Raw genomic sequence first — 11,953 nt, 5'->3', positions numbered from 1 at the left:
CTTCAGGGCAGCGGCGGCGCCTCCGGAACCATGCTCGTCGTCGCATCCGTCGCGCCCGGAAGATCGAGCAAGGCGCTGTCGAGCACCGGGCCGGGAAGTTCGAAGCGTTTCGGATCGATCTCGGCAGTATTCACCGAACGCAGCACGATCAACGGTGCCGCGCTGAGCGGAGTACCGCTCTCGAACAGCCGGCGAACCGTGGCGACGAAGTTCGATTCGGCGCCGAACTGGCCGGCGGCCAGCCCTTCGACACGCTGCTCGAGCGCCCGGAACACCGCGCCGATCGGCGCAAGCGCCGGATCCTTGCTTGTCACGACAGCGAGGCTGGGTCCGTTCGGATCGGCCTTTTCGGGGCCGAAATTCCAGCGAACCCCCTTATAGCCGGCGACTTCGCTAGCGCCGCCATCGGTCAGTGCGAACCTGGCCGTTGTGAACGGATCCGAAGGCTTGTGCGCGCCGAACAGCTTGGGCTTGGCCAGCGCGATCAGATCGTCCAGCTTGAAGACCGTGGTCTCCTTGTCCTGGACGAGCACGATATAGTCGAGCTTGTCGCGGCGGATCAGCGAAAACTGTCCGGGCACCTCCACCCGCCAGTCGCCGCCATCGTCCGCCTCGATCGACAGCCCATCCTTGCCGACCGCGTAATGCGCGGTGACATCGGCGAGCGCCGGCAGCGGGACCAGCGCCAGCGCCGCCGACAATAACAGCCTTGGCAGCATCGCGGTGTTCACTTCGCCTTGGGTGCGGGCGTCGGCGCGGGCGCAGCCGCCCCGGGTGCCGGCGCGGGCTGCCCCTGAGTCGGACCGCCCGGCATCGCCTTCGCCGCGGCCTGGGCGCGGTCGCGCTCGGCGGTCATCCGGCCCTTGAGCCCGGCCTTGTCGACCAAGGTCGGCAGTTCGAAGTTCTTCGGATCGATCGCCCCCTTCTCAACCTTGTCAAGCTTGAGCGCGTCGGCGAAGCGCAGCACCATGCCCTTGCCCAGCATCTCCTCGACGCGCTTCTCGAGATTGCCTTGCCCGCCCTGGATCTCCTTGGCCTGGGCGGCACCGAGATTGGTCTGCATCTCGAGCGCCTTGCCCACGCCTGCATACGTGGGATCGCCGCTGATCACCGCTTCGAAGCTCTGTGCGGCGGGGGTCTTCTTGGCGCTGACTTTCCAGACATCGCCCTTGATGTCGGCGATCGTCTCGCTGCCCCCCTTGACCAGGTCGTATTCGCTCTGCGGGGGCATGCCCATCGGCTTCATCCCCGCTTCCTTCATCATTTCGCCCATCACCGCGACGAAATCGCCCATCTTGGCGGCGAACCGTCCCTTGCTGTCGGTCAGCACGACATAGTCGGTGCCGCCCTTGCGGACGAGCAATTGCTGCCCGGCCTCGACGCGCGCGTCGCCGTTTCCGGCGGCCTGGACGGTGATCGTCCCCGCGCCGCCGCCCAGCGTGTAGCGGGCGGTTACATCCTCGGGCGCCTTCGAGCAGGCGGCGAGAGCGAGTGCCGCGACGGCGGCAAGACACATACGGATCATGGAATCTCCTTTGCGCCACCATCGGCGAAGCGCTGTCCGGCGGCAAGTGCCTGCGCTAGAGGTCAGGCAAATGACTGTCTCGCGTTTAGTCCTGACCGATTTCCGCAACCATGCCGACGCCGTCCTCGTCGCCGGTCCGGGTTTCGTCGTGCTCACCGGCGAGAACGGCGCCGGCAAGACCAACATCCTCGAAGCGGTATCGCTGCTCGCCCCCGGGCGCGGCCTGCGGCGTGCACCGCTCGGCGAGATGGTCCGCCAGGGCGCCGCCGGCGGCTTCGGCGTCGCGGCCACGATCGGTGATGTCGAAATCGGCACCGGCACCCTGGCCGACGCGCCCGAACGCCGGCTGGTGCGGATCAACGGCGCCGCCCACGCCGCGGCCACCCTCGCCGAATGGCTGACCGTGCTGTGGCTCACTCCGGCAATGGACCGGCTGTTCGCCGAGGGGCCCGGCGAGCGCCGCCGCTTCCTCGACCGGCTGACCCTAGCGCTGTCCCCCGGCCACGCCCAGCATTCGACGCGCTACGAAGCCGCGATGCGCCAGCGCAACCGGCTTCTCTCCGACGACGCGCCCGCCGATCCCGAATGGCTGTCGGCGCTCGAGGCGCGGATGGCCGAGCACGGCACCGCGATCGAAGCCGCGCGCCGCGACACGGTGACGGCGCTCGCAGATCGGATCCACGCCCAGGCCGAAAGCGTCTTCGCCCGCGCCGGGCTGGCGATCGACGGCTGGCAGGGCGACGCGGCGAGCCTCGCGCGCGAACTGCGCGACGGCCGCCGCCGCGATGCCGCCGCCGGCCGCACGCTCACCGGTCCGCACCGCGCCGATCTGCTCGTCACCCATCTCGGCAAGCAGCAGCCCGCGCATCTCTGCTCTACCGGCGAGCAGAAGGCACTGCTGCTCGGGTTGGTGCTGGCGCATGCCGAACTTGTCGCCGACCGCATCGGCCGCCCCCCGATCCTGCTGCTCGACGAAGTCGCCGCGCATCTCGATCCGGGCCGCCGGGCGGCGTTGTTCGAGCGGCTCGCCGGGAACGGCCAGGTGTGGATGACCGGCACCGAGCCCGAATTGTTCGACACGGTCCCCGGCGCCGCGACGCGCTACCGCGTTACCAACGGCACGATCGAGGCCTGACCTCCACTAGCCAATTCCCATCCCGGCGATTAGCGTAGCGAAGGGTGGTTCGGACAAGGAACCGAACGTCCGGGTCTTTTCCGCGCGCCTGCCGGGAAGCCTTGGGGGTTTGCTGGGGGGAGCCGTTCGATGCGACGCGCGCTGCTGTTGATGCCGTTCACGATTCTCCTCGCCCAGCCCGCTTCTGCCGGCTGTGTCGGGGCTCCTCCACCAGCCGGCTCGCGCGAAGCGGCTTTCGTGCGGCAAGTCGTCGAGCGCACGCCGAATTATCTGAAGGAATTCAGCGTGCCCGGCGGCGCAGTCGCCGTGATCGAGAACGGCAAGGTCGTCCTGGCGCGCGGTTTCGGGATGGCGGATGCCGCTCGCGGAAGCGCCGTCACCGGCGAAACGCTGTTCAACATCGGATCGACGTCCAAGTCGATCGCCGCATGGGGGGCGATGCGGCTCGTCCGCGAAGGCAAGCTCTCGCTGGACGACCCGGTCGACGCGAAGCTCAAGCGATGGCATCTGCCCGCATCGACCTATCCGGTTGCCGGTGTGACGCTACGGCGCCTGCTCAGCCATACCGCGGGCCTGTCGGTATCCGGCTATCGCGGCTGGGGTCCTGACGACATCATTCCCACACTCGAACAGTCGCTGTCGGGGCAGACCAACGGCGCGGGCGCGCTGACGCTGGTCGCGGTGCCGGGCAGCCAGATGTCCTATTCGGGCGGCGGCTACACGCTGGTACAACTGCTGGTCGAGGAAACCGCCGGGGCTCCGTTCGCCGGCTATATGCGGGATAGCGTCCTGCGCCCGCTCGGCATGAATGACAGCAGCTTCAGCCTGACGCCCTCCGTGCTGGGGCAAGCCGCGCGTGCCTATGATGAACTTGGCGAGGAGACCCCCACGCCGCGCTTCGCCGAAGTCGCCGCCGCCGGCTTGTATACAACCATTGGCGATATGGCCTGCTACGCGCTCGCCTCGATCGGAAACGATCGATCCGCGGCCGTGGTCGGCGCAGGGACGCTCGATCTGATGACGTCACCGGCACCTGCCACCGACGGGCAACGCGGCCTGGGATACGCCATCCAGCCCGCGGGCCAAGGCTATCCGGACGGCGTCGCGCGGGTTGGTCACGATGGTGGCAATCGCGGCTGGCAGAGCTTCTTCTGGGTCGGCCGCGGCAATCGCGATGGGCTGATCGTCCTGACCAATGGCTCCAATGGCTGGAACGTCTCCAACCAGATCGTCGCCGACTGGATGGAATGGAAGATGGGCAAGCGGCTGCCGATACCCCGGTCTATCGCCGCGACCCTGCTCCAGCCGCTGCACGGCGGCGGAGTGGAGGCTGCGATCGCGCGATACAAACAGCTCGAGACGACTTCCCGGCCGGACTATATCTTCAACCCGAACGAGCTCAACAAGCTCGGCTATGCGCTGCTGCACAAGGGCCGCGTGCGCGATGCGGTCGCGATCTGGGAATTGAACGCGGCGGAATATCCGGCAGACTGGAACGTGCATGACAGCCTGGGCGACGGTTACGCTGCCGCCGGGCCGGCTTATGCCGATAAAGCTGTCGCGAGCTTCAAGCGGTCGCTTTCGCTGAACCCTTCGAATGCCCACGCACGCGACATGATCCCGCGCGTGGAGCACGGGGATGCCTTCACTTTCTAGGCATATCGGGCTGGGAAGGTCGACAAAGCGGAGGCGATAAATTCGCTGGAAATGTAGGATTTGTTCTGCTTCCGTTCGAGCATGACCCAGCCTTCAGCCCTGCCCGTCGCGCCCCCGCAAAGCAGCCCGAATCTTGACTCGCGAATCCGCAAACGAGTCAATCTTTTGACTCCCGGTAGCGGCACCGCACCCGGCAAAGCCTGCGAAAATCATAAGCTTACCCATCCAACCGAACGGTTGGGTCCCGCCCACGCCGCCGCCATTGCCAACCTGATGGTTGGCTATCGGCTTGACTCGACCTTTGGCGCGCTCGCCGATCCCACCCGCCGCACGCTGCTCGCCCGGCTGGGCGAGGGCGAGCAGTCGGTCGCCGAGCTGACCCGCGGCCTGGCGATGAGCGACACCGGGGCCGCCAAGCACCTTGCCGTGCTCGTCGCCGCCGGGCTGGTCCGTCGCCGTCGCGACGGCCGCTACAGCCTGTGCGCGCTCGATGCCGACCCGCTCGCCGAAGCCGCTCTGTGGCTCCGCCGCTGGCAGCGTTTCGAGGGGCCGCGCGTCGCCCGGCTGCGCGCCATGCTCGACGCCGCCGACGACGCGCCGTGATCCGGCACCCCCGCTCCATCCCGCGGCGCGCCATTTTGCTTCCGTTTCGTGACGCGCGACCCTATATGCTGGGCATGGCATCCAACGACGATCAGACCCCCGAAAATCTTCCCAACGCGAACGCCTATGGCGCCGACTCGATCAAGGTCCTCAAGGGCCTCGACGCGGTCCGCAAGCGCCCCGGCATGTATATCGGCGACACCGACGACGGCTCGGGCCTCCACCATATGGTGTTCGAGGTCTCGGACAACGCGATCGACGAGGCGCTCGCCGGCCATTGCGACAAGATCATCATCCAGCTCAACGCCGACGGATCGGTCTCGGTCGAGGATAACGGCCGCGGCATCCCGACCGGCATCCACACCGAGGAAGGCGTCTCGGCGGCCGAAGTCATCATGACTCAGCTCCACGCCGGCGGAAAGTTCGAGAACACCTCGGACACCAACGCCTACAAGGTCTCGGGCGGCCTCCACGGCGTCGGCGTGTCGGTGGTCAACGCGCTCAGCGAGTGGCTCGATCTCAACATCTGGCGCGACGGCGAGGAGCATTACATGCGCTTCGCGTTCGGCGACGCGGTCGCCCCGCTCAAGGTCCTCGGGCCCGCGCCCGAGGGCAAGAAGGGCACGCGCGTCACCTTCCTCGCCTCGCCCGCCACCTTCAAGATCACCGAATACGACTTCGAGAAGCTCGAGCACCGCTATCGCGAGCTGGCCTTCCTCAATTCGGGCGTGCGGCTGTTCCTGCGCGACGCGCGGCACGAGGAAGTCAAGGAAGTCGAACTCTATTACGAAGGCGGGATCGCCGCGTTCGTGAAGTATCTCGATCGCAACAAGGTGCCGCTGATGCCCGAGCCGGTGGCGATCGCCGGCACTCGCGACGACGTCACCATCGACGTCGCGCTCGAGTGGAACGACTCCTATTACGAAAACGTCCTCTGCTTCACCAACAACATCCCCCAGCGCGACGGCGGCACCCACCTCGCCGCGTTCCGCGCCGCGCTGACTCGCACGCTCAACAATTATGCCGACAAATCGGGCGCGCTGAAGAAGGAGAAGGTCACTCTCACCGGTGACGACATGCGCGAGGGGCTGACCGCGATCGTCTCGGTCAAGCTGCCCGATCCCAAGTTCAGCTCGCAGACCAAGGACAAGCTCGTCTCGTCCGAAGTCCGCCAGCCGCTCGAAAGCCTGATGGCCGACAAGATGGCCGAATGGCTCGAAGAGAACCCGGCGATGGCCCGCGCGATCATCCAGAAGGTGATCGACGCCGCCGCCGCGCGCGAGGCCGCCAAGAAGGCGCGCGAGCTCACCCGCCGCAAGGGCGTGATGGACATCGCCAGCCTGCCCGGCAAGCTCGCCGACTGCCAGGAGCGCGATCCCGCCAAGTCCGAGCTGTTCCTCGTCGAGGGTGACTCGGCCGGCGGCTCGGCCAAGCAGGGCCGCGACCGCCATTTCCAGGCGATCCTTCCGTTGCGCGGCAAGATCCTCAACGTCGAGCGCGCGCGCTTCGATCGGATGCTCGCCAGCCGCGAGATCGGCACGCTGATCCAGGCGATGGGCACCGGCATCGGCCGCGACGATTTCAACGTCGAGAAGCTCCGCTACCACAAGATCGTCATCATGACCGACGCCGATGTCGACGGCGCGCATATCCGCACCTTGCTGCTGACCTTCTTCTATCGCCAGATGCCCGAGATCATCGAGAAGGGGCATCTCTACATCGCCCAGCCGCCGCTCTACAAAGCGAGCAAGGGTCGTTCGGAAGTCTATCTCAAGGACGACAGCGCGCTCGACCAGTATCTGGTCGATGCCGGCGTCGGCGGCAATGTGCTCGAGGCGCCGGGCGGCGCACGCAGCGGCGACGATCTGCGCGATCTGGTCGAGCATGCCCGCCGGATGCGCACGCTGATGCGCTACGTGCCGCGCCGCTACGATCCGATGATCATCGAGGCGCTGGCGCTCGGCAACGGGCTCGATCCCAATGCCAGCCGCGAGCAGCGCGCGGAAAGCCTGACCTCGGTGGTGACTCGGCTCGACGCGGCGGATGCCGATGCGCGCTGGTCGGGGCGCGTGACCGAGGATGGCGGCTATCATTTCGAGCGGCGCTGGCGCGGGGTGACCGATCACCACATCGTCGAGGCGGCATTCCTCGTCTCGGCCGAGGCGCGCAAGCTCCACGCACTCGCAGTCGAGCAGTCGGCGAGCTATCTGCTCCCGTCCAAGCTGGTCCCGTCCAAGGCGATCCCCGCCACCGAGATCGAAGCCGCGGCTGCGCTCGAGGGCGAGGAGGCCGAGGAACCGGTCACCGTCGCCAAGGGCCAGTCTTTGGTCTCGCGGCCGAGCCAGTTGCTCGACGCGATCCTCGCGGCGGGCCGCAAGGGCCTGTCGATCCAGCGCTACAAGGGTCTCGGCGAGATGAACGCCGAACAGCTCTGGGAGACCACGCTCGATCCGACCAACCGCTCGATGCTGGTGGTCCAGGTCGACCAGGCCGATGTCGCCGACGCGATCTTCACCCAGCTGATGGGCGACGTCGTCGAACCACGCCGCGAGTTCATCCAGGAGAATGCGCTGAGCGTCGCCAATCTGGACGTCTAGCGCGAACGCGAAAGCGGGCTCGCCAAGCTATTCTTAGCTAAATAAATCTATGTTACAAATACTTGGCTATCTCGTTAAGGCTATTTTAACCTTTCTACACTAGGAGTCATCGAAGCGATCGTAAAGTAAGACTCGCGTTTATCGAGTGACGAGGCGACCCGGCTCAAGCCGACTATCAGAACTTGCTACGTGTGCACCCGCCGCTGCGTGGGTGCGTCACGCTCTGATGCGCCAGCACTCGAGAACATGATGTTCAAACCAAGCCATGTCGCGTTTGCCTTGCTCGCAATACCTGTGGCGGCGCAAGCGCAGCAGGTGCCCAATGTCGGTACCCAGCTCCAACAGCTCCCACAGCCCCCCGCGCCGGTGCGGCCGACACCCCAGCTGGTCATCGATCCCGCCGCGCTCGCCGCCGATCCGCCGGGCGGCCCTTCGATCCAGGTGCATTCGCTCCGGATCACCGGCCAGACGCGATTCTCCGAGGCCGAACTGCTCTCCGCCAGCGGGTTCACCCCCGAACGGTCGCTGACCTTCGCCCAGCTCCGCGCGCTCGCCGCGCGCATCTCCGACTTCTATCACGCCCGCGGCTATATCCTCGCCCAGGCCTACCTCCCCGAGCAGGACGTCCAGAACGGCGCACTGACGATCGCGGTGGTGGAGGGCCGCTACGGCAAGATCGACCTGCGCAACACGGCCCCGATTTCGAACGGCGTACCCGCCCGCGTTCTCCGGGGCCTGGATTCCGGCAATCTCGTCTACAACGATCCGCTCGAACGCCGCCTGCTGCTGCTCTCCGATATTCCCGGCGTGCGGGTGAAGGCGACGCTGGCGCCCGGCAGCGAAGTCGGCACCTCCGATCTGATCGTCGACGTGGCCCGCGGCCCGCTGATCAGCGGCAATGTCGAGGCGGACAATGCCGGTAGCCGCTATACCGGCGCCTATCGTTTCGGCGGCACGATCAACGTCAACAATCCGGCGGGCATCGGCGACCTGCTCAGCGTACGCCTGCTCGCATCGGATGGGGGGCTCGGCTATGGCCGGATCTCCTACCAGGCCCCAGTCGGCAACGCGACGCTCGGGATCGCTTACGCCCATCTGCGCTACACGCTGGGTCGCGAATTCGAGTCGCTCGACGGTGAGGGAACCGCCGACATCCTCAGCGCCTATGCCAGCTATCCGGTCGTCCGCTCGCGGCGCGCCAACCTCTATGCGCTGGCCGCCTTCGACGCCAAGATGCTTCGGGACGAGATCGGCCTGGTCTCGAGCGAATCACGCAAACGCATCCATGCCGGGACGCTCGGCTTCTCCGGCGACTTTCGCGACGACCTAGGCGGCGGAAGCTCCAACGTCTTTTCCGCCGGCTGGACGATCGGGAACCTCGACATCCGGAGCGCGCCCGAACGCGCTATCGACGCAGTCACCGCGCAGAGCGACGGGGGCTACAACAAGCTCCAGGCCAGCTTCGCGCGGCTGCAGACGATCGCCGGCCCCTTCTCGCTCTACGGCGCCATCCGCGGCCAGATCGCTTTCGACAATCTCGACAGCTCGGAGAAGATGGAGCTCGGCGGCGCTTATGGCGTGCGCGCCTATCCTGAGGGTGAGGCGTTCGGCGACATCGGCTATCTCGCCACCGTCGAGGCCCGGCTGCGGCTCGGCCAGTGGACGGGCAAGCTTCCGGGCGAATTCGAGCTGATCGGCTTCGTCGACACCGGTCGGGTGCGCTACGCGCAGGACCCCTGGTTCATCGGCTCCAACCATGCCAGCCGCAGCGGCTATGGCGCCGGCCTGAACTGGTACGGGCCCGAGGGCATCATCCTGCGCGGCAGTTATGCCCGCAAGCTGGGCACTGGCCCGGCGACGTCCGCGCCCGACCGCGACGGGCGCTTCTGGTTCCAGATCGTGAAGCTGTTTTGACGAGCGCCCGAGATTTGCTGGGCGCCTCGCCCGTACGCGTAAAGGATTGCACAATGCCCAGCACCGATCGCCGCAAGAGCCTGTTGTTCGGATCGACGTCCCTGGTGAAGTTCGTCGGCCTAGCCGCGCTCGGCATTGCCGCGCCTTTGGCTTCGGTACAAGCCCAGACCCTGCCCAGCGGCGGCACGGTGGCGGCCGGCAACGCGACGGTGACCACCAGCGCCAACACGCTGACGGTCAATCAGGGCAGCCAGAACGCCGTGCTCAACTGGCAGAGCTTCTCGATCGGCAAGACCGAGACGGTGGTCTATGTCCAGCCCAACAGCGCTTCGGTCGCGCTCAACCGCGTGACCGGTCCCGATCCCTCGGCGATCCTCGGTTCGCTGTCGGCTAACGGCAAGGTCTTCCTCGTCAATCCCAACGGCGTGGTCTTCGGCAAGGGCGCCAACGTCAATGTCGGCGGCCTCGTTGCATCCACGCTCGACCTTTCCGATGCGGACTTCATGAACGGGCATTATGCCTTTTCCGGCAGCGGCGGCGCGGTGCGCAATGACGGCTCGATCACCGCCGACGGCGGCTATGTCGCGCTGCTCGGCGGGCGCGTCGACAATCAGGGCGTGATCCGCGCCAATCTGGGTACGGTAGCGCTTGCCGCCGGCACCGCCATCACGCTCGACGTGGCGGGCGACGGTCTGCTCAACGTCGCGGTCGACAAGGGCGCGGTAAACGCTCTCGTCCAGAATGGCGGCTTGCTCCAAGCCGATGGCGGGCGGGTGATGATGACCGCACAGGCGGCCGGCGCCTTGCTGCGCACCGCAGTGAACAATAGCGGTGTGATCGAGGCACGCAGCCTGCAGAGCCGCGACGGCAGGATCATGCTGCTCGGCGATATGCAGAGCGGCACGATGAGCGTCGGCGGGACTTTGGATGCCAGCGCGCCGAATGGCGGCAATGGCGGCTTCATCGAAACCTCCGCCGCGACCGTCAACGTCGCGAGCAATGCGCGCATCACCACCGCCGCCGCGTCCGGCCTCACCGGCACCTGGCTGATCGATCCGGCCGACTTCATCGTCGGTGCCGGCGGCAACATCTCCGGCGCGACGCTGTCGACTCAATTAGTGACCAACAATGTCGTGATCAGCACGATCCCGCTGCCCGGAGACGCCAGCGGAGGCAATGGCGACATCATCGTCAACGATGCCGTCGCCTGGACCGCATCGGGCACCCCGACGACATTGACGATGAACGGCTATCGCGACGTGATCATCAACGCGCCGATCAGTGCGACCAACGGCAACATCGTCGCGTGCTGCGGTCGCGACGTGATCGTCAATGCGCCGCTGACCACGGTCAACGGCAGCATCTCGCTGAGCGCCGGCCAGAACATCCAGGTCTTCCACGCACTCACCACCACCGACGGCAATATCCGCCTGTGTGCGGGGCATGACGTGCATATCGACGACGCCATCACCCTGACCCGCGGCTCGACCATTCCCGCGCAGAGCCTCGGCCTGCCGGTCGGGCTCACGCTGATCGCAGGCGCGGACGGGAGCGGCCCCGGGCCGGCAGGCGGGACGATTATCTTCGCTCCGCTCGCACCGCCCACCACGGTCACCGTGGCGCCGGCGAACCTCTTTTATAATCCGGTCTCCTATGCCGCGCCGACCGACTTCCTGCCCAACTTCGTGCTGACCGAAGGCGCGACGCTGACCCAGCGCATGCTGGTCTTCCCCAATGGCGACAAGGTGTTCGATGGCACCAACAACGCGACGCTGTCGGGCTTCAACACCAACGCGGCGTCCGGGCTTCCGGTCGGGGTCGTATTGATCCAGGAGCCGGGCGCAACGGCGGTGTTCGATGATTCGGCGGTTGGAACAACCGGGATCACCTTCGCCGGCTATAGCCTCGGCGGCGCCAATGCCGACCAATACGCGCTCGCTGCCAATTGCTGCGTAGCCGGCTCGCGGACGCGCGGGACGATAAGCCCCGCCGCCACGCCGACTCCCACGCCCGCCCCGACACCCACCCCCACGCCGACGCCCGTGCCGACGCCGACGCCTACGCCTACGCCTACGCCGGCTCCCACGCCGACGCCGACGCCTACCCCGGTGCCGACCCCCACGCCAACACCGGCACCGGCACCGACGCCCACGCCAACGCCAGCACCGACACCCACGCCAACGCCGGCACCTGCGCCGACTCCGACACCAACGCCCGCGCCGGCCCCCGCCCCAACGCCTACGCCTACGCCGTCGGCCAACCTGCCCGCCATTCAGCAGCCTCTCACCGGGCTCGGCCCAGAGGTAAGGCTCGTGCCGATAGCGCCCGGCCTCGCCGTCGCCGGCAACGGCGTCCGCATGCCCGGCACCCAACTCGCATCGTTCGAGGCGCCGACCGTCGCCGACCAGCGCCCGATCAGTCGCGTCGGCAGCGAAAAGGCGGGGAACTCTTTCCTCGAGAGCCCCAAGCCCAAGGCCCCGGCGGTGCCGGTCTATCGCCGAAAACAGGCGCGCCACTGATCTG

8 protein-coding genes are annotated in these 11,953 nt (G+C 67.0%); 6 read left to right on the top strand and 2 right to left on the bottom strand.

Going from position 1 to position 11,953, the window contains the following annotated elements:
- Positions 1 to 2: 2 nt before the first annotated feature.
- On the bottom strand, positions 3 to 719 hold the full coding sequence (locus tag E5A73_RS13145) for a hypothetical protein (RefSeq protein WP_206366492.1): 717 nt from the start codon (positions 717 to 719) through the stop codon (positions 3 to 5).
- A gap of 8 nt (positions 720 to 727) precedes the next feature.
- Positions 728 to 1,525, bottom strand: coding sequence for a hypothetical protein (locus E5A73_RS13140; protein ID WP_135964306.1), 798 nt, complete (start codon positions 1,523 to 1,525; stop codon positions 728 to 730).
- Positions 1,526 to 1,595: 70 nt separating this feature from the next.
- Between E5A73_RS13140 and recF the strand changes: the two genes are divergently transcribed.
- The 6 genes from recF to E5A73_RS13110 all read left to right on the top strand — a co-directional run bounded on the left by recF (position 1,596) and on the right by E5A73_RS13110 (position 11,949).
- Positions 1,596 to 2,660 (top strand): DNA replication/repair protein RecF, encoded by a 1,065-nt coding sequence (gene recF / locus E5A73_RS13135; RefSeq protein WP_135964305.1) that lies wholly within the window; start codon positions 1,596 to 1,598, stop codon positions 2,658 to 2,660.
- Positions 2,661 to 2,789: 129 nt separating this feature from the next.
- The gene (locus E5A73_RS13130) at positions 2,790 to 4,316 is read left to right on the top strand and encodes a serine hydrolase domain-containing protein (RefSeq protein ID WP_135964304.1); all 1,527 of its coding nucleotides are present in this window, start codon (positions 2,790 to 2,792) and stop codon (positions 4,314 to 4,316) included.
- A 273-nt stretch (positions 4,317 to 4,589) separates the two neighbouring features.
- Positions 4,590 to 4,919 carry an ArsR/SmtB family transcription factor gene (locus tag E5A73_RS13125; RefSeq protein WP_135964608.1) on the top strand — a complete coding sequence of 110 codons (330 nt, stop codon included), beginning with the start codon at positions 4,590 to 4,592 and terminating at the stop codon, positions 4,917 to 4,919.
- Between the two features lie 74 nt (positions 4,920 to 4,993).
- Positions 4,994 to 7,516, top strand: coding sequence for a DNA topoisomerase (ATP-hydrolyzing) subunit B (gyrB, locus tag E5A73_RS13120; RefSeq protein ID WP_420822576.1), 2,523 nt, complete (start codon positions 4,994 to 4,996; stop codon positions 7,514 to 7,516).
- A 249-nt stretch (positions 7,517 to 7,765) separates the two neighbouring features.
- Positions 7,766 to 9,430 (top strand): ShlB/FhaC/HecB family hemolysin secretion/activation protein, encoded by a 1,665-nt coding sequence (locus E5A73_RS13115; protein WP_135964302.1) that lies wholly within the window; start codon positions 7,766 to 7,768, stop codon positions 9,428 to 9,430.
- Positions 9,431 to 9,483: 53 nt separating this feature from the next.
- Positions 9,484 to 11,949: a two-partner secretion domain-containing protein gene (locus E5A73_RS13110; RefSeq protein ID WP_135964301.1), complete on the top strand. Its 2,466-nt coding sequence runs from the start codon at positions 9,484 to 9,486 to the stop codon at positions 11,947 to 11,949.
- Positions 11,950 to 11,953: the final 4 nt, after the last annotated feature.

It is taken from the genome of Sphingomonas gei (genome assembly GCF_004792685.1).
Taxonomy (GTDB): Bacteria; Pseudomonadota; Alphaproteobacteria; order Sphingomonadales; family Sphingomonadaceae; genus Sphingomonas; species Sphingomonas gei.
The sequence above is the reverse complement of the archived record's forward strand: the minus strand, read 5'-3'. Positions and strand labels throughout refer to the sequence as shown.